At 62.7% G+C, this 22,967-nt stretch carries 22 protein-coding genes; 9 read left to right on the forward strand and 13 right to left on the reverse strand.

Annotated features, from left to right (window positions below; translation table 11 throughout):
- Positions 1-13: 13 nt before the first annotated feature.
- Positions 14-829, reverse strand: a complete 816-nt coding sequence (locus NLN62_RS20550) for a hypothetical protein (RefSeq protein WP_254109983.1) — start codon at positions 827-829, stop codon at positions 14-16.
- 115 nt (positions 830-944) lie between these two features.
- Here NLN62_RS20550 and NLN62_RS20555 point away from each other — a divergent pair, with 115 nt between their 5' ends.
- The 3 genes from NLN62_RS20555 to NLN62_RS20565 all read left to right on the forward strand — a co-directional run bounded on the left by NLN62_RS20555 (position 945) and on the right by NLN62_RS20565 (position 5,049).
- Positions 945-1,652 (forward strand): hypothetical protein, encoded by a 708-nt coding sequence (locus tag NLN62_RS20555; protein WP_254109984.1) that lies wholly within the window; start codon positions 945-947, stop codon positions 1,650-1,652.
- A gap of 526 nt (positions 1,653-2,178) precedes the next feature.
- Entirely contained in the window at positions 2,179-4,269 is a 2,091-nt protein-coding gene (locus NLN62_RS20560) for a bifunctional diguanylate cyclase/phosphodiesterase (protein ID WP_254109985.1), read from the forward strand.
- 57 nt (positions 4,270-4,326) lie between these two features.
- Entirely contained in the window at positions 4,327-5,049 is a 723-nt protein-coding gene (locus NLN62_RS20565; RefSeq protein ID WP_254109986.1) for an RDD family protein, read from the forward strand.
- 7 nt (positions 5,050-5,056) lie between these two features.
- Here NLN62_RS20565 and NLN62_RS20570 read toward each other — a convergent pair whose 3' ends face one another.
- Positions 5,057-6,223 (reverse strand): acyl-CoA dehydrogenase family protein, encoded by a 1,167-nt coding sequence (locus NLN62_RS20570; protein ID WP_254109987.1) that lies wholly within the window; start codon positions 6,221-6,223, stop codon positions 5,057-5,059.
- A gap of 453 nt (positions 6,224-6,676) precedes the next feature.
- Between NLN62_RS20570 and NLN62_RS20575 the strand changes: the two genes are divergently transcribed.
- Positions 6,677-7,135: a cupin domain-containing protein gene (locus tag NLN62_RS20575; RefSeq protein WP_027520860.1), complete on the forward strand. Its 459-nt coding sequence runs from the start codon at positions 6,677-6,679 to the stop codon at positions 7,133-7,135.
- A 200-nt stretch (positions 7,136-7,335) separates the two neighbouring features.
- Here the strand turns inward: NLN62_RS20575 and NLN62_RS20580 are convergent, their stop codons facing one another.
- Entirely contained in the window at positions 7,336-8,064 is a 729-nt protein-coding gene (locus NLN62_RS20580; protein WP_027520859.1) for a LuxR family transcriptional regulator, read from the reverse strand.
- 301 nt (positions 8,065-8,365) lie between these two features.
- On the opposite strand from NLN62_RS20580, the gene NLN62_RS20585 reads away from it, so the two are divergent.
- Positions 8,366-9,388 carry a D-cysteine desulfhydrase family protein gene (locus NLN62_RS20585; RefSeq protein ID WP_027520858.1) on the forward strand — a complete coding sequence of 341 codons (1,023 nt, stop codon included), beginning with the start codon at positions 8,366-8,368 and terminating at the stop codon, positions 9,386-9,388.
- 107 nt (positions 9,389-9,495) lie between these two features.
- On the opposite strand, the gene NLN62_RS20590 is transcribed toward NLN62_RS20585, so the two are convergent.
- The 3 genes from NLN62_RS20590 to NLN62_RS20600 form a co-directional block, all read right to left on the reverse strand.
- Entirely contained in the window at positions 9,496-9,726 is a 231-nt protein-coding gene (locus NLN62_RS20590; protein WP_027520857.1) for a hypothetical protein, read from the reverse strand.
- Between the two features lie 56 nt (positions 9,727-9,782).
- On the reverse strand, positions 9,783-10,070 hold the full coding sequence (locus tag NLN62_RS20595; protein WP_254109988.1) for a hypothetical protein: 288 nt from the start codon (positions 10,068-10,070) through the stop codon (positions 9,783-9,785).
- A gap of 529 nt (positions 10,071-10,599) precedes the next feature.
- Positions 10,600-10,797 (reverse strand): hypothetical protein, encoded by a 198-nt coding sequence (locus NLN62_RS20600; protein ID WP_027520855.1) that lies wholly within the window; start codon positions 10,795-10,797, stop codon positions 10,600-10,602.
- Between the two features lie 683 nt (positions 10,798-11,480).
- Here NLN62_RS20600 and NLN62_RS20605 point away from each other — a divergent pair.
- Entirely contained in the window at positions 11,481-12,488 is a 1,008-nt protein-coding gene (locus NLN62_RS20605; protein WP_051389579.1) for an ABC transporter substrate-binding protein, read from the forward strand.
- Positions 12,489-12,631: 143 nt separating this feature from the next.
- On the opposite strand, the gene NLN62_RS20610 is transcribed toward NLN62_RS20605, so the two are convergent.
- The 3 genes from NLN62_RS20610 to lepA all read right to left on the reverse strand — a co-directional run bounded on the left by NLN62_RS20610 (position 12,632) and on the right by lepA (position 15,563).
- Entirely contained in the window at positions 12,632-12,841 is a 210-nt protein-coding gene (locus NLN62_RS20610) for a hypothetical protein (protein WP_156944039.1), read from the reverse strand.
- Positions 12,842-12,990: 149 nt separating this feature from the next.
- Complete coding sequence (locus NLN62_RS20615; RefSeq protein WP_254109989.1) at positions 12,991-13,512, reverse strand: hypothetical protein; 522 nt, start codon at positions 13,510-13,512, stop codon at positions 12,991-12,993.
- A gap of 239 nt (positions 13,513-13,751) precedes the next feature.
- The gene (gene lepA / locus NLN62_RS20620) at positions 13,752-15,563 is read right to left on the reverse strand and encodes a translation elongation factor 4 (RefSeq protein ID WP_254109990.1); all 1,812 of its coding nucleotides are present in this window, start codon (positions 15,561-15,563) and stop codon (positions 13,752-13,754) included.
- A 146-nt stretch (positions 15,564-15,709) separates the two neighbouring features.
- Here lepA and NLN62_RS20625 point away from each other — a divergent pair, with 146 nt between their 5' ends.
- From NLN62_RS20625 to NLN62_RS20635, 3 genes are all read left to right on the forward strand, one after another.
- On the forward strand, positions 15,710-17,068 hold the full coding sequence (locus tag NLN62_RS20625; protein ID WP_254109991.1) for a YARHG domain-containing protein: 1,359 nt from the start codon (positions 15,710-15,712) through the stop codon (positions 17,066-17,068).
- Positions 17,065-17,841, forward strand: a complete 777-nt coding sequence (locus tag NLN62_RS20630; RefSeq protein ID WP_035660736.1) for a M15 family metallopeptidase — start codon at positions 17,065-17,067, stop codon at positions 17,839-17,841. Before NLN62_RS20625 ends, NLN62_RS20630 begins: the two co-directional genes overlap by 4 nt.
- A gap of 86 nt (positions 17,842-17,927) precedes the next feature.
- Positions 17,928-19,553, forward strand: coding sequence for a glycosyltransferase family 39 protein (locus tag NLN62_RS20635; RefSeq protein WP_254109992.1), 1,626 nt, complete (start codon positions 17,928-17,930; stop codon positions 19,551-19,553).
- A gap of 137 nt (positions 19,554-19,690) precedes the next feature.
- Here the strand turns inward: NLN62_RS20635 and NLN62_RS20640 are convergent, their stop codons facing one another.
- The 4 genes from NLN62_RS20640 to NLN62_RS20655 form a co-directional block, all read right to left on the reverse strand.
- Entirely contained in the window at positions 19,691-20,029 is a 339-nt protein-coding gene (locus NLN62_RS20640) for an HPr family phosphocarrier protein (protein WP_254109993.1), read from the reverse strand.
- On the reverse strand, positions 20,026-20,427 hold the full coding sequence (locus tag NLN62_RS20645; RefSeq protein WP_011090868.1) for a PTS sugar transporter subunit IIA: 402 nt from the start codon (positions 20,425-20,427) through the stop codon (positions 20,026-20,028). Before NLN62_RS20645 ends, NLN62_RS20640 begins: the two co-directional genes overlap by 4 nt.
- A gap of 208 nt (positions 20,428-20,635) precedes the next feature.
- The gene (locus NLN62_RS20650; RefSeq protein ID WP_027520848.1) at positions 20,636-21,085 is read right to left on the reverse strand and encodes an HPr kinase/phosphorylase; all 450 of its coding nucleotides are present in this window, start codon (positions 21,083-21,085) and stop codon (positions 20,636-20,638) included.
- Complete coding sequence (locus tag NLN62_RS20655; RefSeq protein ID WP_027520847.1) at positions 21,082-22,884, reverse strand: sensor histidine kinase; 1,803 nt, start codon at positions 22,882-22,884, stop codon at positions 21,082-21,084. Before NLN62_RS20655 ends, NLN62_RS20650 begins: the two co-directional genes overlap by 4 nt.
- Positions 22,885-22,967 lie beyond the last annotated feature (83 nt).

The following is a 22,967-nucleotide window of genomic DNA, read 5'->3' on the forward strand; positions in this document are numbered from 1 at the left end:
GCAAGACGTCTGATCACTTCACCGCTTGCAGCGCGGTCGTGAAGACGGCGAGATCGGCTCGCGCCGTCTCGTCCGGCACGAGCTTGGGAAGGTCGGCGAGCTGTTCGATGACACGCGCCCGATCCTGCGGCAGGAAAAAGTCCGCCCAGACCTCGCGCGTGTCGCGGATAGCGGCCGCCACCAGACGGGCGTTGGCGGGCTTGCCGCCGCTCTCGATCACCGAGCAGATGGCCTCGAGGATGTACTCGGCCATGTTTTTGCGGATGCCCGCGTACGCCTGCTCGCGCACGCGCGTGAGCTGTTCCGGCGCGAGCCCCGCCCGTGACATCTTCATCGAAACCGCCATGCGCGCCTGACCGCGGATCATGAAGTTCATAGCCGCCGCGTACTGGTCGCCATACTCGGTCATGTTGCGCTGGAGCGCCGCGAAATCGGGCTGCGGCCCCGACTTCGAGCCGTAGAGGGTGAACAATTTGCTGGTCGCGTTTACGGCGTCCATCCAGTGGGGCAGCCAGTCAAGATCGCTCGCCTGCGCGGGGGGCAGCGCGTTGAAGGCGTCGAGATCGAAGATGCGGCCGAGAAGGGCTGCGACCTCCGGCCGGGTCAGGTCAGGCCGCTCATCCTTTTTCGTCACCCCATCGACATAGACCCGGAAGGCCTGCGCGGCCTCCTTCGCGGCGGCGACATCGCGCGCGCCGTCCTGCGCGAGCGCCGGCGAGGCGAGTGCGAGAAGGATGAGGAGGATTCTGACGATCGGCATGGGGAATCTCAATGGGCACGCGCCGCTGACCGCGACGATAGCCGTCGTTTGTCGCGGACCGCGCCGCAAAGGTTCACTGCCGATGGCCCGCTTGCGGCGGCGAAAACCGCCGCCAGTGCGCCCATAACGAACTAGATCGGGACTTGCGCGACCAATCGCATGACCGGATCAAAGGAGCCAGGAAATGAAGGACAGGACATTTTGCATCGGGACATCTTGGATCGGCCTGCTCGTTGCCTTGAGTATCGGCATCTGCAGTGCGGCGGCCGCCACGCCGCCGATAGCTCCGCCCTCGGGTTACAACATCGAAGACGAATACACCCGGAAATCGCCGGATGGCGCGGTGACGATCGAGCAATATCTGAACAAGGAGACGGACGACTGGAAATGGCAGTTCTGGGCGCGCTGGCAGGGCGCATTCACGCTGCTTGATCCGGAGCCGGCCGGCTATCCCGCGGGATTTGTCTTCACCAGCGATCTGAAATGGATCGTTCGCGGACAGAAGACCGGCTCGGGCGAGTCGACGCTCTATCTGTATCGCCTAACGCCGCAGGGCTATGTGCGCGCGAGCAAGAAGCCGCTCGGCGATCTCGCGTGGGACTATATGAAGTCTCGACCCGACTGGCGAAAGATCAAGAAGGCGCCGGAGTATCACGAGGCGGCGTATCTGCTGGAGGGGCTTGAGGACAACTATCGCGGGCTCGGCGTCGATTGGCCGGCGAAGCGCTACCTTCTGATCGGCCTGTCGGGGGATGCCGACGTCAAGGGTCGCAAACACGAGCAGACCGGCGTGGTGAACGGCTGGCACTGCAGATATGACCTGGAGACCGGCAAGTTCGACGTGCCGCCAGTGTTTTCACGCGACAATGCGAAAGCTGTTGTGCCCAAATAGCCAGGCGCTGATTAGGGGGACGATTGGGTTCTCTGCGAAAACTCAACCCCGACGGGGCTGACGGCGGCCTCTCTTAACGCCGCAATAACCGTATGTTGGATTGATCAAAATTCGTGCGATGACGCCAGGGATAGCGCTGCCCTGCATACAAACGGACACGTATTCGGAATCGATTCATAGGAAGCGCGCATTTTTGCGCCACCCCTCCGTCCAATAGCGACCACCGCATTCGCCTATCGCGACGGTCAATGCGCGGCCGCCCTGCAAGCGAGCACGAAAGTATGATTCGCGCGGTCGCAGAGCGGTGCGCTCGGCCGGCGGCGCGCTCAAGATTACTTTTTTTTCAGACACATGTCGGACAACTTGCGACTGCTAAGCGCGAGTGGGACGGGCGAAGTTGAGTTTGGGCTCTCGAAAAGCAAGAAAGCGAAAGCGGACGGCGCTCACCTGGGCAGCCCGACGATCGCGCAAGCCCGCGTCGAAGCGCGCTGAGTTTCATGATGCGCCGGTCGAGATCGATGCCCTCGTGCAGAGCCGCGCGGAAGCCGAAGCTGCGATCGCGGATGCGCGCAAATCGCATGAGCGGCTGCGCCAGGCCATCGACATACTGCCGCAAGGCATCGTGTTTCTCGACCCCGAGGGGCGCTACGTCCTCTGGAACAAGAAATACGCCGAGATCTACGACAGGACCGCCGATCTGTTCGCGGAAGGCGCGCGGCTGGAGGATACGCTGCGCATCGGCGTTGCGCGCGGCGAATATCCCGACGCAGCCGGCCATGAAGAGGAATGGCTCGCCGAGCGGTTGCAAAAACTCTATCAGCCCGGCGGGCGTCACGAGCAGAAGCTTGCCGACGGCCGTGTCATCCTGATCGAGGAGCGCCTGACCGATGACGGCGGCCTCATTGGCCTGCGCGTCGACATCACCGAATTGAAGCAGCGCGAGGCTTCGTTCCGCCTGCTGTTCGACGGCAACCCCGTGCCCATGATCGTCTGCGCGCTGGACGACGAGCGCATCCTCGGCGTCAACGATGCCGCGGTCGCGCACTACGGCCACAGCCGTGCCGAATTCGAGAAGCTGACGATCCGCTCGTTGCAGGCCTTCGACAGCGAGCCGCCCTGGACAAGTGGCCGGAGCAGCGAGGAGCAGGCCGCGCGCACCTGGAAGCATGTGAAGGCCGACGGCGCGCTGATTGATCTCGCAATCTATTCGCGCGAATTGACCTACGCCGATCGGCCGGCGGTGCTGCTGGCGCTGATGGACATCACCGAACGCAAGCGCGCCGAGGCGCGGCTTGCCTTCATGGCCGAGCACGACGGTCTGACCGGGCTGCCGAACCGCAATCTGCTGCGTCAGCAGATCGACGAGATGCTACTGCATACGCGCCGCAACGCGGAGAAGGTCGCGGTGCTGATGCTGGGCCTCGACAATTTCAAGGCGGTCAACGACACGCTCGGCCACGCGATCGGCGATAAGCTCCTGCGCGGCGTCGCCAAGCGCCTGCGCTCGACCCTGCGCGAGGAGGACGCGCTGGCGCGGCTCAATTCGGATGAATTCGTCGTCGTCCAGAGCGGCCTGACCCGCCCGGAAGATGCGGTGGGGCTCGCAAAACGCCTCCTGGAAGCCATCGCCGATCCCTATCTGCTCGACGGCCATTCCGTCGTGATCGGCGCTTCCATCGGCATCGCCATGGCGCCCGGCGACGGCGATGACTCCGAGAAGCTCTTGAAGAGCGCCGACATGGCGCTGTCGCGCGCCAAGCTAGATGCGCGCGGCACGTTCGCCTTCTTCGAGGCGGCGCTGCATGCGAAGGCGCAGAGCCGCCGCAAGATCGAGGTCGAGCTCCGCGACGCGATCCAGAACGACGTGCTGCGGCCGTTCTATCAGCCGCTAATCGACCTTTCGAGCGGCCGCATCACCGGCTTCGAGGCGCTGGTGCGCTGGCCGCATGCCGAGCGCGGCATGGTCTCGCCGGCCGAGTTCATTCCGGTCGCCGAGGACACCGGGCTGATCAACCCGCTCGGCGGGTTGATGCTGCGTCGGGCCTGCGCGGATGCTGCGACCTGGCCGGACGACGTCCGCGTCGCCGTCAACCTGTCGCCGCTGCAATTCCGCAGCGGCAATCTGCTCTCGATCGTCACCGAGGCGCTGAAGCATTCCGGCCTGCCGCCGCTTCGGCTCGAGCTCGAGATCACCGAGACGCTGCTGCTGGAGAAGAGCGCCCAGGTGCTGGCGACGCTGCATGCCTTGCGCGCGCTCGGCGTGCGGATCTCCATGGACGATTTCGGCACCGGCTATTCCAGCCTCAGCTACTTGCGCAGCTTCCCCTTCGACAAGATTAAGATCGACCAGTCGTTCGTGCGCGATCTCGGCGCCAACCGCGAATCGCAAGCGATCATCCGCTCCATCGTCAGCCTCGGCAAAGGCCTGGGCGTCACCATCACCGCCGAGGGTGTCGAGACCGAAGCCGAGCTGAGCTGCCTGCGCGCCGAAGGCTGTCATGAGGGGCAGGGCTTCCTGTTCAGCAAGGCGCGTCCCAATACCGAGATCGTCAGCCTGCTCGCGGCGCAGCGCGGGGCGGACGTGCCGGGCGACGCGGGCGCCGCGCTGGTCGCCTGATTGAACCTGTGGTCGTCGTCCGGCGTCTGATCATTGGATCAGCATCGGAACGGACCCATGAGCCTCAATGACCAAGCCCTAACGGATGGGCCGCGTTATGCCCGCTTCTCGCGGCGGCTGAAGGCTATCCTGCTCGACTGGATGCTGGCGATGGCCCTGCTGTTCGGGGCCGTGGCGCTGGCGAGCAACGCGCAGAGCGATACGCTGGCCCGAATCCTCGGTGTGTCGGTCGTCGTAATTCTGCTGCTTTACGAGCCGGTGCTGGTCTGGTGGACCGGCGGTACGCTCGGGCACTTCTGGGCCAATTTGCGCGTTGTCGACGACCACGGCGGCAACCTGAGCTTGGCAAAGGCGCTGGCTCGCTTCGCCGTCAAGAGCGTGCTGGGCTGGTACTCCTTCCTGACCATGACCGCCACCCGACGCAACCAGGCGGTTCACGATCTCCTGACCCATTCCACCGTGCAGATACGCAATCCGCTCAAGGCCAAGCCGGGACAATTCGTTACCGAACGAAGCGAGGACGACCCGGCGATGCCTTCTCGATTGCGGCGTGCGCTCGTGACGGCGGTCTATCTCGTCCCCGCCGTCCTGTTCTATTTCGGCGTGCTCGCGGCCCTGCTTCGGGCTGGCCTCTTGTCCCGCGCCTGCCTCGATCGTGATGTCTGCTCGGGAGGCGACCGCATCGTCGACTTCGCCACGGCCGTTGCCTTCCTTCTGATGCTTGCTCTCATCATCGGCATGGGCTGGCGAGGCAGGCTGCCCGGCGCGCGCAAGGCGTAAACAAGATTCAGTAGCTGGTTTCGACGCCGGCCGACAAAATCGCGTTACCCACATCCTCGTAATGCGTGTCGCGCGCCTGGATCTGCTGGGCGATCGCATGCATGTCGCGAAAGCGCCGCTCGAACGGATTGTTGCGGAACACCGCGGTCGCACCCGCCATGTGATAGGCGGCGTCGACCACCTTCGACGACTGATGGATGGTCCAGGTCGCGGCCAGCCGCACGGCGGTACGATGCGGCTCCCTGAATTCGCCTGACGCGGTCAGCTCGCGCCACATCGCGCCCGCCGTCGCATAGAGATAGGCGCGCGCCGCACGCAGGTCGCCTTCGGTGCGGCCGATCAGGCCTTGCCCGGCGGCATTGTCGCGCATCGCTTTCGTCGCGAGTGATTGGTGCTTGCCGCGCGCGAGCGTGATTGCCGCATCCAGCGTCACCCGCGCGACGCCGAGCGAGACCGCGGCAAAGCCGAGGCTGAAAGCCGAGCCGGTGCCGAGCCCGTAGAGCGGTCCGGCTTCGCGCAACGCAGACGGCACGTCGCGGAACGTCGCGAACCGTTCGGGGATGAAGAGATCGCTGACCTCATAGGAATCGGTGCCGGTGCCGGCGAGGCCGATCGCATGCCAAACGTCATGCAGCGTGGCGCTTGCGACCGGAAACAGGATGGTGCGCGCCTCCGGCGAGCCATCGGCATTTTTGCGCGGCTCGCCGTCAGTGCCGACGATGCGGACATGCGCGCCCAGCCAGCTTGCCTGCCGCGAGCCCGAGGCAAAATCCCAGCGTGCCGTGACGCGGTAGCCGCCCTCGACCGCGCGCGCCTCATGCGCAACCGCGCCCCAGGCGAGGATGCCGGGCGGCGTGTTGAAGATCTCGCGCGCCGTGTCGTGGTCGAGCGAGGCCGCGATCATCGCGCAGACGCCGCACTGTCCGAGGCACCAGGCGACCGACGCGTCGGCCTTGGCGACCTCTTCCAGCATCTGCATGAAGACTTCGGGCGCGGCCTCGGCGCCGCCAAGGCTCTGCGGCAGCAGCGCGCGGTAAAGCCCGTTCTCGATCAGAGCTGCGACGACGGGCTGCGTCAGCCTCCGCTCGCGCTCGATTGCATCCGCCTCGCGTCCAATCAGCGGCGCAAGCGCCCGTGCCCGTTCGGCCAGGCCAAATCCGGGAAGTTGGGTCATCCGCGTTTCCTCGCCCATTCTTGTCGTGAGCTGTGAGGACGGGGATGGTGGTCTATTTGGCGGGTAGGATCAAGGCGAGAGACCCCTCGTTCCGGGGCAACGCATCGGCGTCGAGCCCGGCATTCCGCTTACGGGACAGAAGCGGACATCAACCGGCCGACGACCCAGCCGAATCCGTCGAGAATGACCCAACTCCGGCATCCAAGGCAGAGGAAGGAGCATGGCACTCTGGCGGACGGCGGGGGTCCAGGTGATGATGCACTAGAGGAGGCAGCAGACATCTGCCCGCCTCGCCGAAGTGGGTACTACTTTAGAGTGTCAACGAAATATGTGATTGCGGCAAACTGCCCTCTTCACCGCTTCCGCCGAAAAACTGATTGTACAGCTCCGCCGGGGAAAAGTGGCATTGGCTGCTTTTGAAACCTGCGATTTTGTTTTCGTTGGAGGTGATTAATGTCGCTCGCGTTGGTTGAAGCTGCGCATTCCGGGTTGGAGCTCGATCTGTCGCCGATTGAGCCATCCTGGATCATTGAAGGCAATCCGGAAGCTCGCTCGCGCCTGCTGTCGACGAGCGCATGCAACACTGCCAAGACCCTCATCTGGTCCTGCACTGGAGGCAAGTTCAACTGGTACTACGACCTCGACGAGACCATCATAATCCTCGAAGGCTCGATCGTGCTTGAGAGCGAGGGTATGCCGCCGAAGCGCTATGGCGTTGGTGACGTGATTTATTTTCGCAGGGGTGCGCGCGTCAAATGGCACGTCGAGGGTTATGTGAGGAAGCTCGCCTTCCTCCGGCTGAATAATCCGTTCCCCTTCGGCATCGCCATCCGCGCAGTCAACAAGCTCAAGTCCTTAATCGCGCGGAACAGCCCGGTGATTGCGGCGGCTGGCATCGTCATTCCGGAGTAGGATCGCACTTCCGGTTGGTTCGTCGCGACATATCGCGCGGCGGTGCCGGCTTGATCGAAAGCGGGGCAAAGCGGACGGAGCCTCACGCCAACGGCTTTATCGGTACACGGCAGGCCGGTACCTTGCGGTCGATCAGGCTGCTTGCCGTGTGCGGCCTGTCGCAAATCCGGCGGCGGCGTCTCACTCACGCTGGAACGCTACTACGGCTGGATGATCCTGTCGCGCATCGCAATCATCACAGCCTGCGTGCGGGTTACCGCACCCAATTTTTTGCAACAGTTCTTGATGTGCTCCTTCACCGTCCGCTCGGTTATATTCATCGCCTCTGCGATCTGATCGCTCGTCCGGCCGAGGGCCGCCAGCGTCAGCACCTCGCGCTCGCGCTCCGATAGGATGATGTGCGGCGCGTCAGGCGTGCCGCGCAACCTGAGCACCTGATCAAACGCGTACAGCGCCATGAAATGCAGCGCAGGCAGGTCATGCTCCGGCAGCTCGACCTCGTGGCCGCCGAACCATACCTGGCCCAGCCGGCCAGCGGGTGAGGCGACCGGGACCACGTATCCATCCTGCAGGCCCCAGTCCCGTGCCCGCTGCACCATCTCGACCATCCTCGATTCAAGCAGCGCGTCATAGGGGGCTTCCTTGACCCATCGAAAGGGTCGAGTCGCCGTCCTGGAATGTCGGACAGCGGGATCAGCATGAACGTAATCGTTTTCGATATAGTGCTTCACCCAACCGTCCGGGAACTCGTCACCAAGGATGATATCTTCGGTGCGCTCGTCTGCTCTGAGGGTGACGAAGCTGAAGCAGAAATACTCGAAGCCGTGCTGCCTGAGCGCTTCGCGCAATGCATCCATGATGCCTGCAGTCTCGGGAATCCGCTGCAGTTTCTCGACGAACTCGAATGCGCGATCGCGAATGTTTTCCACTGGCTCTCTCTCGGCTATGTGGCAGTCTCACAAGTGCTTCCCTCTGTGCCCTTGTAACATGGCGGCGGTTTTCCGCCCTCTACAGAGGTGCGCCAACGCCTTTCCTAAGCAAGCGATGTAGTGTGACAGCCACGCTGCCCCAATGCAGCTTCACTTTTTCACTCAGAACCGAGAAGCGAGAAAGTCTCACTCAATGGGGTGCTTCCGCAGGTGGCCCGGAGCCGACCTTTCTAGCGCCTCCAGGCGAAGGCCGCTGCTGACCCTTGCGGAAGTCGGCAGCCTCTGTACTTTCGACGACATGATGACGGCAGACGCATCGGTTCTAGCCTCCAAGCTGTCGGTGTTTCCGCGCATGGGGCTCGCGAGCCTGCCCACACCTCTCGAGCCAATGAGGCGGCTTACCGCGTATCTGGGCGGGCCACGTCTATGGGTCAAGCGTGAGGACGCGACCGGTCTCGGCTTTGGCGGCAACAAGCTGCGCAAGCTCGATTACGTGCTTCACGACGCCGTCGCGTCCAAGGCTGACGTGCTGGTCTCTGGTGGCGTCGTCCAGTCGAACAGCCAGCGCCAGGTCGCTGCCGCTGCAGCCAAGCTCGGGATGGAGTGCCATCTTGCTGTCTACCACGGTCGTGTGGCTCCGCCGGCCCCTGAGTACGAAACTTCGGGAAATGCGCTCCTCAACCGGTTGTTCGGCGCGCATCTCCATGACGTACCGTGGACGGGAAATCGCAACGCTGCGATTGAGGAACTGGGAAACCGGCTCAGGGCAGAAGGTCGTCGGCCTTACGTCGTGCCATACGGTGTTTCCAATCCACTCGGCGCGATTGCCTACGCATCGACAATTGTGGAGATCGCGGAGCAGTCGCGGGGACTCGGCATTCGCCCCGCCGCGATCGTACATTGCACCGGTAGTGCGGGAACCCAAGCCGGTCTTGTTGTCGGGGCATCGGTTGCGATGCCGGAGACGCGGATCATCGGTGTCGACGTCGATGCCGAACCCGAGCGCGTGCGTTCCGACGTTATCACCTACGCAAGAGCCGCAGCCGATTTGATCCGTGCCGATTTCGACGAGAACCATGTCGAGGTCGTCGCCGGGCACGCCGGTCCGGCTTATGGCGTGCCGCATGCAGCAACCATCGAGGCCATCAAGCTTGCGGGAGCGCTCGAAGCTTTGCCCGTAGACCCGGTCTACTCCGGAAAGGGCTTGGCCGGCCTGATCGCGCTTGTTCGAGCGAAGCGATGGCAGCCCGACACGGATGTTGTTTTCATTCATACCGGCGGAGCCCCGGCTCTGTTCGCCTACCAGAGTGTGCTCGACATTTGATCGGTCCATTCGCTTGTCCGCTCATGGCCTCCAGCGGCGGTTGGCGGATGTCGGCCAACCCGCCGCTTTGAGGATAACCTCGGGATAACCTCGGCGTTCGCGTCAATTTACGCGGCGCGGTCCTTGTCTGACTGTTCCTCTACGGCGGCCGCGGTTTCGTCCAACCCCTTTTCGTAATTGCCCGTGAACCTCTCAATATTATCGGCCCACATTCTCAGCATCGAGACCTGAAAGTGCATGATCGGCTTCAAGGCATTCATGCCGATTGCTGTTGCTGCGGTGATGCGCTTCTGTGAGTCGTGCGCGAAACGGTTTGCGTTAGCGGTCTGATCTGCCATGCGTTCGCTCCTTCGCTCTGGTGTTATGGCCTAAAGCCAAGTCCTAAAGCCAAGTGCTAAAGCCGAGTGTCGGGTTGTGCACTGCGTGATCCCAAGCACTCGGCCAACACTCGATCTGCCGCGAATCTCGCAGCTCGGTCGTCATGCAGTTCGTCCAGGTTTTTCAAGTAAGCGACTGCCGCTATTTGCAAGAGATCGAAATCAGATTGGCCGGTATCACGCAGATTGGTGACGTAGCGATAGAGGGCGGAACGCCTGTTGTCGTTCTCGCTGACACCGCTGTGGAGCAGCAGGTAGTTCCGCCAGGCGAACGCACACGCACCTTCCATTGCCTGAGAAGTCATGGGCACCTCCCAAAGGCCAGAGAAAGACTGACGACCCGTTTCGTTCCGCGGATCTTTCAGATGTAACGTTGTTCCGTAGCTGCGCCGCAAGGTGGTTGCACGCGGTCGATGTCGATACGGCAGTCGGCAGCTGTCCATTACACAATCGGTCAATACGATTGGCTGTTCAAACGGCGTCGGGCCGGGCCTTTCGAGTGACGGGCTTACCCGAATGACCGAGCGCGTGTTCCCTAGAAAAGACGCTGCAGAACATGCGAGACTTCCGGTTCAGGCTCTTCGTTTCGCAAGGGCTGAAGGCGAGGGCGCTGGCGCCTTAATTGTGCATGGCGATGCTGTATTCTCGTGCGGCTCGCGCAGCAAATGCCGCTTGAAGCAAAAGCCTCTTTTTTCTGCCGCACAACCCCAAGGTGCTAGTCTCGTTATCCATTAGCGTGGCCCTTATTCTTGGCCGCCGCCAATGAGGTCGCGGAATGAGGAGCGTTTTCTCGACAAGTGCTGCCGTGCGGCTGACGATACTCGCAGTTTCGGCTCAAAAAGCGAGCGCCGATCGGACGCCGATCAGACAAGGTGATCGAATGAGGCGGCTAGAGCTTCTGATTGCGCTCGTCGGTAGCGCAGCGCTGTCGCCGTTCGTGGCACGCGCGCAGTCGCGTGCGCCGATGGCGCGGATTGCGATGTACAGTGCCACCGAACCTTTGGCCTCGATGTCTTCCATCTTGCGGGCCATCAGCGAACCCGCGGGACGAGCTTTCCTTCAGGGTTCTCCATGTCCCGTCCGCCTCGAGGTTTGGGTTCTGGTCGCCTCAAATACTGCAATACGGTGATCAAGACACCATAGCTCGATGGCGTTGGTGTCAACCAATTGCCGGGCGCGCTCTCTTGCTTCCTGCTCGTCGGCGCAGTTCAGATTGGCCACGCTTATAACGTGGCGGTCCTGATCCAAAAGGTAAGCTCGGTAGTGTGCCATCCCCACGCTCCCAGCTGAGAAAACAGTACTCCACGGCGCAAAGGGAGACTACGGTGATCTGATGCTCGCGTGTTCACGCTTGATGTCTATCCATCTCAAGGCCGCTTTGACGGAGGAGCCTGACCGCGCGCGAATACCGCTGTGAGCTGATCCTGCCGGATCAATGCCCGCGACGCCACAGGCAAAATGTCAACGTGTCGTTGAAGTGGCGGCCGTTCTCATTGATCCAGCGGGAAGGATCAAGGTGAGAGGCTCCTCGCTCAGGGCGACGTATCAGCGTCGAGTTTGGCATCTCGCTTACAGGATAGAAGCAGCATCAACCGGCCGATGGCCCCGAGAAATTCGTTGAAAATGACCCAGCTGGGACATTGGGCCGCGGCCTGTGGATCTTGGATCAAAGCTGATTCCACCCATCTGACGGGGTGCTCGTTTGAGCCAATAAGATGCTTCATCAAGAGCTTGCGAAGATGCGACGACGTGAGCTCATAGCAGCGATTGCTACCACCGTAGCAGCCTGGTCGCTGGCCGTGCGGGCGCAGCAAGGTGGGCAAAAACTTCGTCGTATCGGACACTTAATCGGAGGAACGCAGGCAGGAACGTTGCGGGTTAGCGTCGGGCTAATCGAGGGTCTGCGCGATTTGGGATATATTGAGGGCCGCGACTACATCGTCGAGTATCGGTACGCCGAAGGGCACTACGACAGATTTCCTGATCTTGCGGCCGAACTGGTTCGTTTGAACGTTGACGTCATCGTATTGGGCACGCCTGCAGCCATTCCCGCGATGCGGAAGGCAACGAGTACAATCCCGATTATCATGGCTGTCGTGAGCGATCCGGTCGGTAATGACTTCGTCTCGAGCCTCGCGAGGCCGGGCGGCAATATCACTGGCCTCGCGACCTCCCATGAGAGCACGACCGCAAAGCAGATTGAACTGTTGTCCGAGATTCTGCCGAAGCTTTCGCGCGTCGGGATTCTTGCCAACCCGGACAGCCCTACTGTCCCGAACCTGGTAGCGGCTCGGGAAGCGGCTCGGCAAGCCGTTGTTGAACTCGTTCAGGCGGACGCGCGAAACGCAGACGAAATCGACGTCGCATTCGTCAAGTTTTCCCATGAGCGGATCGAAGCGGCTGTCGTTATCCCTGACTCCGTCTTTGCCTTGCATCGCAGGCGCATTGCGGAGCTGGCGATGAAGGCCCGGCTGCCGACGATGTTCGGTCACCGCGAATACGTGGTTGATGGGGGAACTTTCAGCTATGGCGAGGATATTAAGGATTTCCTCCGCCGGTCGGCGGTTCTCGTCGACAAGATTTTCAAGGGCGCTAAGCCCGCCGATTTGCCGATCGAGCAACCCAACCGGTTTTTTCTAACTGTCAATCTCACCACAGCGAAGTTGATCGGATTAAACCTCCCCGAATCATTCCTGTTGCGCGCCGACGAGGTGATCGAATAGGAGGCAAGGAATGATCTTGCAGAAATGTCGCAGTTTGGCCCTTCGCGACATACTACGCCGTCGCGCGCACTTGACCGCTAACGGGGCAATGCGGACGGAGCCTTCGTCGCGTCACGCCAACGGGTTTTTGGGTACGCAGCCTATCAGGCCGGCGCTTTCCGGCCGATCAGGCCGAACACGATCATCACGATACTGATGCCGCCGATGGCGCCTGAGACTTCGCCGACCGTGCGCATCAGGGCGACGGGATCGTTGGACCACGGCGTCATGTCCCGCATGGACAGGAAGAACAAGGCGGCCAGAGCCAAGAGCACGACGCCTACGGCAATCAATCGCCAGTTTCGCTTCCGCATGACAGCCTCTCCCCTGTGCCGCCCCCAGGCGGACGCGGCAGATCACTCAGCAGAAGATAGTGTCGTTGATTTCGGTTCGGGTTCGATCAGCCCACGAAATAAAGCTGGGCTCGGCGATCCATCTTCACCGACGCAAGTAACGTCGAACGCTATTTGCTGTCGGCTTCCCGCCAGAGTGTCCAGATCCAGCCGGCGAAGGTCGCGACCAGCACGGGATAAGCGTAGGTCGGCAACGGTGTGGACGTTGGCGCTAGCGGCTCACCCCAGAAAATTCTCGCCGCGGTGACGATGAACAGGACCGCGCTAACGATGCCGAGGATTCGGATTGGCGTGGCGAACAGCCCTGGAATGCTGATGAGGAGAAGCGCCGTCCCCCAAAGAGCGCTGCCGGCGGCAAATGCCGGGATGCTGCCTGCAAGACCCGCGGCCGGGCCTGACAGCATGATGACACCCTCGCCAATGGCAAAAACCAGAAAGCCGCCGGCGACAACGTCATGTCCTGCGCGAAAGTATTTCGTGGCGAGCAATGCTGCGGCCATCACAAGTCCCGAGCCGTCGATCGCCCACAGAATCGCCTGCACGTTCTGTTGCGTGACCATGGCCCCCGCCATTCCCAGGGCGCCACCAAGTGCAAGGCCAATGGCCGCGATAAGGTTGATCGAACGATGCATCGTCTTCCCCCAGCAGGACTGTACCGGTCCCACGGGCTGCGATGATGGCATCATGCCGGTGATTTGCCCGACGTGTCAAATGGATTTCGTAAAATCGGAAGGCGCGATGCCGGCAGTCGCCGGCTACTTTGCATGGGGTTGTTTTCGAGCTTTTTGTTTGCCCGGCCGCGGCAGCCTCAGGCCAGCCCCGGTCTCGTCAGCCTCAGCTCTCCACCTTCAGCGTGGAATGACGATAGAGCTCAGCTATCGACTTTCAGCGCGGCAATGAAAGCTTCCTGCGGGATGTCGACCTTGCCGAACTGCCGCATCTTCTTCTTGCCTTCCTTCTGCTTCTCCAGAAGCTTGCGCTTACGCGTGATGTCGCCGCCGTAGCACTTCGCGGTGACGTCCTTGCGCAGCGCGCGCACGGTTTCGCGGGCGATCACCTTGCCGCCGATCGCTGCCTGGATCGGGATCTGGAACATGTGCGGCGGGATCAGCTCCTTCATCTTCTCGACCATGGCGCGGCCGCGGCCCTCCGCCCGGGTGCGATGCACGAGCATCGAGAGCGCGTCGACCGGCTCGGCGTTGACCAGGATCTGCATCTTGACGAGATCGGCCGGCTTGTAGTCGGTGAGATGATAGTCGAACGAGGCGTAGCCCTTGGAGACTGACTTCAGGCGGTCGTAGAAGTCGAACACGACCTCGTTGAGCGGCAAATCGTATTTCACCATCGCACGGGAGCCGACATAGGTGAGCTCCTTCTGCGAGCCGCGGCGGTCCTGGCAAAGCTTCAGCACACTGCCGAGATATTCGTCGGGGGTGAGGATCGTGGCCTCGATCCAGGGCTCGTCGATCTCGGCGATCTTGACCACGTCGGGCATGTCGACGGGATTGTGGATCTCGATCTCCTGGCCGTCGGTGAGCTTCATCTTGTAGATGACGCTCGGCGCGGTCGCGATCAGATTGAGATCGAACTCGCGCGACAGCCGTTCCTGGATGATCTCCAGGTGCAACAGTCCGAGGAAGCCGCAGCGGAAGCCGAAGCCGAGCGCGGCCGAGGTCTCCATCTCGAAGGAGAAGCTGGCATCGTTGAGGCGCAGCTTGCCCATCGCGGCGCGCAGTGTCTCGAAGTCGTCGGCGTCGACCGGGAACAGGCCGCAGAACACGACCGGAATTGCCGGCTTGAAGCCCGGCAGCATTTCCGCGACCGGCTTCTTGTCGTCGGTGATGGTATCGCCGACACGGGTGTCCGCGACTTCCTTGATCGCGGCGGTGATGAAGCCGATCTCGCCGGGGCCGAGCTCGTCGACCTGCTGCATCTTCGGCGTGAAGAAGCCGACGCGCTCGATGTCATAGGCCGCGCCCGTGCCCATCATCCGGACGCGGCTGCCCTTCTTCATGACGCCGTCGACGACACGGATCAGCACGACGACGCCGAGATAGACGTCGTACCAGCTGTCGACCAGCAGCGCCTTCAAGGTGGCGTCGCGGTCGCCCTTCGGCGGCGGCAGGCGGGTGACGATGGCTTCGAGCACATCGGGGACGCCGAGGCCGGTCTTGGCCGAGATCATCACCGCGTCCGACGCATCGATGCCGATCACGTCCTCGATCTGCTGCTTGATCTTCTCCGGCTCGGCGGCCGGAAGGTCGACCTTGTTCAAGACCGGGACGATCTCGTGGTTGTTGTCGAGCGCCTGGTAGACATTGGCGAGCGTCTGCGCCTCGACGCCCTGGCTGGCGTCGACCACGAGCAGGGAACCCTCGCAGGCCGCCAGCGACCGCGAGACCTCGTAGGCGAAGTCGACATGGCCGGGCGTGTCCATCAGGTTGAAGATGTAATCCTTGCCATCCTTGGCGCGGTACGAGAGCCGGACGGTCTGCGCCTTGATGGTGATGCCGCGCTCGCGCTCGATATCCATGGAATCGAGCACCTGCTCCTTGCCGGCCATTTCGCGCTCGGACAGGCCGCCCGTCATCTGGATCAGGCGGTCGGCCAGCGTCGATTTGCCATGGTCGATATGGGCGACGATGGAGAAATTGCGGATGTTGGAAATGGGGGCGGTCGTCATGGGGCGCGGGATACCACTCACATCCCCGTGCGGCAACCATTCCCTTGATCTCCCGGGGATCGCCCCGGGGCTTCCCAAACCTTCCACCCATCGATTTCAGGCGGCGCCTCTGCTATTTTTGCGGCTTTCGATGGTGGAAGCGGGCCATGCGTTGGAAAATTCTTTGCATTGTCCTAGTTGCCGCATTTTTTACCTCCCCAGCCACGGCGGAGAAGCGCGTAGCCCTCGTCATCGGTAACTCCGCCTACCACAGCGTGCCGCGGCTGGAAAATCCGAAGAACGACGCGCAGCTGGTGGCCAGTACGTTGCAGCGGCTCGGCTTCACGCTGGTCGGCGGCGCCGCCCAGGTCGAGCTGGACAAGGCGGGCTTCGACAATGCGGTCCAGCACTTCGGTAGCCAATTGATCGGCGCCGACGTCGCCTTGTTCTACTACGCCGGGCACGGCATCCAGATTCGGGGAACGAACTACCTCGTGCCGGTTACGGCGAACCCGACCCGCGAGACGGACGTCGATTTCCAGATGGTCGATGTCGCGCTGGTGCTTCGACAGATGGACGGAGCAGGTACCAAGCTGAACATCGTCATCCTTGATGCCTGCAGGAACAATCCGTTTGGCGGACGAGGACTCCGCGCTTCCGACGGCGGCCTGGCGCAAATCCGCGCACCGGAGGGAACGCTGCTCTCCTATGCGACACAGCCTGGAAACGTTGCGCTCGACGGGGATGACGGGCATAGCCCCTACACGCGGGCGCTGGTCGAAGCGATACAACGGCCCGGGCTCGATGTGCTTCAGACGTTCAATCAGGTGGGACTCTCCGTGAAGCGTGCGACCGGCAGCGCGCAGCAACCCTGGGTTTCCACCTCCCCGATCGATGGCTCGTTCTACTTCTCCGGCGGCCCAGCAGCCCAGGTCGCGACGGTCGACGTGCCGGCAACGGTCGTGCCGCCCACCTCCAACCTTCCTTCTTCCGCGCCTTCCGTGACGAGGACTCAATCGGACTTCCTTTTTCCGGAATCGGATACACGCCTGCTTGCCGATAGCGATCTGAGGACGTTGAGCAAGGATGAGCTGCGCCTTGCCCGCAACGAAATCTTTGCGCGGCGAGGGCGCTACTTCAACTCGCCAGATCTGACGGCCAGGTTTTCAAGATTTGCCTGGTACGTGCCCCACACCTGGAACCCCGAACTGAACGCCGTCGAGAAAGCAAATGTCGCATTGATCGAGCATTACGAATCCGGCGGTTCGCCTCAAAGCGGATTCATCTTTCCCGATTCGGATCGGCGCCTGCTCACGCCCGCCGATCTGCGCGGGCTTTCGAACGACGAGCTCCGCATCGCGCGCAACGAGATCTTTGCGCGTCGCGGACGCTATTTCGAATCGGCGGATCTGAAAGCCCGCTTCGAGCGCTTCCCGTGGTATTCGCCCAACACATGGAATCCGAAGCTCAATTCCATCGAGGAGGCCAACGTCGCGCTGCTCGATCAGGCCGGCAAGCACCGATGATCGCGTCGCGGGCGGCCCGCGTCCTCATCGTTCTCCTGCTTGCACCCGCGCTCGCGAAGGCCCAAACCAGGACCGAATTGCTCGATCGGCTGGTTCGTGCCTATCCCGAAGCTCTGTCGAGCCACGACGGCAAGCACATTCTTTGGCGCGATGGCTCTGTCATGCCCGTGGACGACGGCGTCGACGACAAGTCTTTTGATCAGCGCCTACGCAATGCCTCCATTCTCGACCAGCTGCGTTTGCTCTATCCTGTCGGCGCTTCCGCGCCCCCTGCATTGAACGCTGATCCCGGAAGGTTCCGGAACGAGGCGTTCTTCAGGAAGATGTATGGCGACTGCCACAATGGAGAGATCCAGCGGAATCTCGTCACCGTCGTCTGGCTACCCCGGTCATGGGGGAAGGCGATCCAGGTGACGCGGATAAATGGCGTCGCAGATCGGCTCAGGGAAGTGTCAGCGGAAATCGATAAGCTCGATCCCGCGCTGAAGGCTGCTGCCTTTCCAATTGCGGGCGTTCTGTCGTGCCGGCCCGTCGCCGACACGGGAAGAATGAGCATGCATGGCTATGCCGCCGCGATCGATCTGAACTTGCGATACTCCGACTATTGGTTGTGGGCGGGTCGGAGCAAGTCCATCCCCTACAAGAACAGGATGCCGCGGGAGATCGTCGACATCTTCGAACGCCACGGATTCATCTGGGGCGGCAAATGGTATCACTACGACACCATGCACTTCGAATATCGCCCGGAACTCCTGGCTGGCGATTCTCGATAACTCTTCCGCGCCGGAGGAGTGTTCAGCGATTCTCATTCACGCCAAGCTGATTTCACTAAAGCGCAAAACGCGCTAGGCAACGGCTTATGTCGACGACCTCAATCCCTTCACCCGGAACGCACGCGAAACGCGCTTTGAACCCCAGGCGGCTCGTGGCCCGGCTGGTCGCCAGCGCCACCGATCCCAGAACCCGCCTATGGCTGGTGATCCAGCTCGCCGTCCTCCATGCGGTGATCTGGACCTTCATCCTGATCAATCTGAAGGCTGCGCAGGACGTTCATATGGACGTCGCAGAAGCCTATGCCTGGGGCCAGAAATTCCTGCTCGGCTATGGCAAGCACCCGCCGCTGTCGGGCTGGATCGCCGGCCTCTGGTTCATGGTCTTCCCGCCGAAGGACTGGGCCACTTATGCGCTCGCGATGGCGACCGTCAGCGTCGGCATGGTGATCTGCTGGCTGATCGCGCTGCGCGTGGTCGATGCCCGGCGCGCGTTCCTCGTCCTGGTGATGGTCGCGCTCTACCCGATCTTCAATTTCAAGGGTTTCAAGTACAACCCGGATCTGTTGCAGCTCGTCACGCTCCCGCTTCTCATGCTCGCCTATCTCAACGCGTTCGAGAAGCGGAGCTGGCAATCCGGCGTCCTGCTCGGGCTCGCCGGTGCGCTCGCGCTGATGACGAAATACTGGGTGCTGACCATGATCGGCGCCGTCGGCCTTGCCGCGCTGATTCATCCGGATCGCGTCAGGTTCCTGGCCTCGCCGGCGCCGTGGGTTGCGATCGCAACGCTCATCGTCGCGATGATCCCGCATGGCATCTGGCTCGCTGATGCGCATTTCGTGTCGCTGACCTATGCCGGCGACACCTATAGCCTCGCCGATCAGTCGCAGATCAACGAGCTCGTACGCGGCTACGCTCTGCACAATTTCGCGCTGCTCGCGCTTCCCGTGGCGCTGGCGGCCCTCGCAATGGCGCTGGTGCCGCCGTGGTGGAGATTGCTCATGCGCGATCCGCTGGCGATCGTCACCCGCGCCTGGGCGCGCGGCGACAATCCCGGCGTCAACATCTCGCAGGCGCTGAATATCTGGATCATCCAGATCATCGTCGCGGTCGGCCCACCGCTCGGCGCGCTCGCCTTCAGCGTCTATCTGAAGACCGACTGGGGTATCTCGCTGTTCTTCCTGGTGCCCTTGGCGCTGGTCTCGATCCCGGCGCTGCGCGTGCAGCGCGCGAGCCTGTTCAACATCACCGCGATCTGGCTCGTGCTGTCGCTGGCAACGCTCGCCGCCTCGCCCTGGATCGCCGCGCGCGAGATGGCAGCGAATGCCGGCAACACCGCGACCTATGGCGCGCGCTCGGAGCTTGCGCGCGAATTGACGCAGGCGTGGCGCAGCCGCTTCGGCTCACGCTGGCCGATCGTCGCCGGCACCATGGAAACCATCCAGCCGATGGCGTTCTACAGCCCCGATCATCCGAGCCCGTTCACGCCGCACGAGGCCTGGAGCTCCGGCCTGACCGCCGCGGAGGACGTCAAGCGCCTCGGCTTCATCGGCGTGTTCGATCCGACCGACGGCCGCGCGGGCGATTTCGACAAATGGGTCAAGGAAACCGCGCCGAACGCCGAGCGGATCGTGATGACGACACGCCGCTTCACCCATGGCAAGGCAGGCCCTGCGATGACATGGAACGTCTACATCGCGCCGCCGGGAGGGTGATCCTGATCGCAGCAAGCTGTAGCTGTAGGGTGGGCAAAGGCGCGAAGCGCCGTGCCACCACTTCTGTCGAGAACTGGAGACATGGTGGGCACGCTTCGCTTTGCACACCCTACGGCAGCTTCATTCGCTGAAGCCGCCTACGTCCCTTCCTCGTTGAACTTGCTTTCAACGAGCTCGGTGATCGCGGCGAGCGCGGCTTCGGCGTCATCGCCTTTGGCTGAGACGGTGATCGTCGTGCCGGGCCCTGCGGCCAGCATCATCAATCCCATGATCGAGGTGCCGCCGACGGTCTCGCCCCCGCGCGTCACCCAGACCTGCGCGCTGAAGCGTTCCACCGCCTGCACGAACTTTGCGGACGCGCGCGCGTGCAGACCGCGCTTGTTGATGATCAGGAGCTCTTTGGAGATCGCCCCTTCGGGCACGCCAGCTCCCGCAGGAGGACTGGCCTCACTTCCGAATGGCGCGTCGTCGCTCATTTGCCGGCGAGCACGCGGCTGGCGATGGTGACGTATTTGCGGCCCGCTTCCTGGGCCATCGCGATCGCGTCGGGCAGCGCGCGCTCCTCGCGCACCTTGGCGAGCTTAACCAGCATCGGAAGATTGATGCCCGCGAGCACTTCGACCTTGGGTCGGCTCATGCAGGATATTGCAAGGTTGGACGGCGTGCCGCCGAACATGTCGGTGAGGATCGCAACGCCGTCGCCGGAATCGACGCGATTAACCGCCTCGATAATGTCGCTTCGACAGAGATCGGAATCATCCTCGGCGCCGATCGTGATCGCTTCGATTTGCTTTTGTGGGCCCATGACGTGCTCAAGCGCTGCCTTGAATTCGTCGGCAAGGCGCCCGTGGGTCACAAGTACTAGACCAATCATCGGAAAACTCCTCGCGGGCGCTCTTGGTGCGCCGCACGAACGCGCCACTTTGACCATCCAGAGCCCCCGCGCAAGAGGGGATGTTGCGTATCTCCCTGAAACTAGACGGATGGATGAGGGGAAATGCGCCGGTCTATTCGGTCGCGATAGTGGGACTCATATGGTTACCATTCCCCTTCAAACAATCGCGGGACGGCTTAAGGGAAGATTAACTCTTGGTAGTGGTCAAGACCGCGACAACCAGGGGAAGGGGCTGGTAACCGGCTCCGACCGGGATTCGCGGTAATTCGACGCCGGAAATGGTGGTTTTCAGCGCTTCCGGCTGTGGCAGGCGCTCCGCGTCGGGCGCGGCGAGATCGACCACGAGGCCGACCGTCGCATGGTCCACGAAGTCACAGCGGCGGATGCCGAGGCCTCTGATTTCGATCAGGCCGGCCAGGACAGGGGCAGGGCGGACCACAATTTCGTTGCCGAGTGTCGCCAGATGGACACGGTCATCGCCCACCAAAACGGCAGCTTCGACCACCCCGGCGCGGCTTGCCATGATCAAATCGAAGGCAAGGCGCGACTTGCCCGCGCCTGAGGGCCCCCGGATCAGCACAGCCCTATTCCCGATTTTGACCGCGGAAGCGTGGACGCTGGCGCTGTCCTCGCTCATAGCGCCGGCAGCCTCACCACGAAGCGCGCGCCGGCAACCGTGGGCACGCCGTCGGCGTCCGCGGGACCAGCGCGATTTTCCGCCCAGATGCGTCCGCCATGGGCCTCGATGATCTGCTTGGAGATCGACAGGCCGAGGCCGGAGTTCTGGCCGAAGCCCTGATGCGGGCGATCGGTGTAGAAGCGCTCGAAGATGCGCTCCAGCGCGTCCTCGCGGATGCCGGGGCCGTCATCGTCGACCACGATCTCGATCTCGATCCGCACCCGGCGGCAGGTCATGCGCACCTTGTTGCCGGGCTCGGAGAAGGACTGCGCGTTCGACAGGAGATTGGAGATCACCTGCCCGAGCCGCGAATCGTGGCCGTTCACGGACAGGCCGTCGGTCGGGCCGCGGCCCTCGAAGCGGGTTTCGACCGCGACGTCGTGGCCGAGCTTGGTTTCGTTGGCGACCGAGGTGAGCGTCGTCAGCAGGCGTCTGAGATTGACGGGGATCGCATCCTGCCGCTGCAATTCGGCGTCGAGCCGGCTCGCATCCGAAATGTCCGAGATCAGCCGGTCGAGCCGCTTCACGTCGTGCTCGATCACTTCCAGCAGGCGCGCGCGGCTGGTGTCGTTGCGCGCCAGCGGCAAGGTCTCGACCGCCGAGCGCAGCGAGGTCAGGGGGTTCTTCAGCTCGTGCGCGACGTCTGCGGCGAACATCTCGATCGCCTCGATGCGGCGATAGAGCGCATTGGTCATGTCGCGCAGCGCGCCGGAGAGATGGCCGATTTCGTCGCGGCGGCGGGTGAAGTCGGGGATCTCGACGCGGGACTTGATGCGGCGGCGGACGCGCTCGGCGCTGTCGGCAAGGCGCCGCACGGGACCTGCGATCGTGCTTGCGAGCAGCAGCGACAGCATGATCATGACGGCGGCGGCGACGCCGCCGACTTTCAGGATCGCCAGCCGCTCGGCGGTGACCATCTGGTCGATGTCATCGCCTTGCGTTGACAGCATCAGCGCGCCATGGATGGCGCGCGAGCGCAGCACGGGGACCGCGACCGAGACGATGACCTCGCCGCGCGAGTTGACCCGCACCATCGACCGCTTCTGGCCCTTCAGCGCATCGCCGACCTCGTCATAGCCATTGCCGTTCTCGGGCCCGAGCTCGCGATAGAGCGGCAGGTCGCCGCGGTTGAGCCAGGTGCGCACCGAGGTCATGCCGCGTTCGAGAATGCCGGGCTTCTCGGACGGCGGCGGCAGGTCGTAGCGCAGCACGTTCTCGAGGTTGCGGCTGTCGAGCAGGAGGATGCCGTTGGGATCGTAGATCCGGGCGCGCGTCTTGGTCGGCGAGATCAGCGTGCGCAACACCGGCGCCACGCGCTCCGGATTGATCGGGAAATCCAGCGGCGAATAGTCGTCGGACCCGCCATAGCTGTCGCCGAGCTTGAGATCGAGCAGCCGGTCGGGGTCGATGGTGATGGCGTTGGTCTGTACCGTCGCGGAGGCCGCGATCGCACCCGCGATGATTTCGCCCTGCACCAAAAGGCTCTGCGCGCGCGCGTCGATCAGGCCGGCACGGAACTGCGACAGATAAAGGATGCTCGCGACCAGCGCGACCAGGCCGGCGAGGTTCAGCGAGACGATGCGGCGGGTGAGGCTCGAGAAGGAGAGCGCGAAGAAGAACTGCCCGGCGCGCTTGAGCCAGTTCAGCGGCCGCCAGCCTTGCGTGACCTGCTTCTCCTCGGCCGAATACTCCTGAACGCCCGCCGACGTGACGTCGGCGGCGTTCAGGTTTGCATCAGGCTGCGTCCGGTCAAGCAATGCTTACGCCCGCGTTAGGACTGGTCGTGCGTTTGGTCCCGCATCTTAGCCGAGACCGACGGCAACGTCAGTCCGCAAAGTCC

It is taken from the genome of Bradyrhizobium sp. CCGUVB23 (assembly GCF_024199885.1).
Classification (GTDB): Bacteria; Pseudomonadota; Alphaproteobacteria; order Rhizobiales; family Xanthobacteraceae; genus Bradyrhizobium.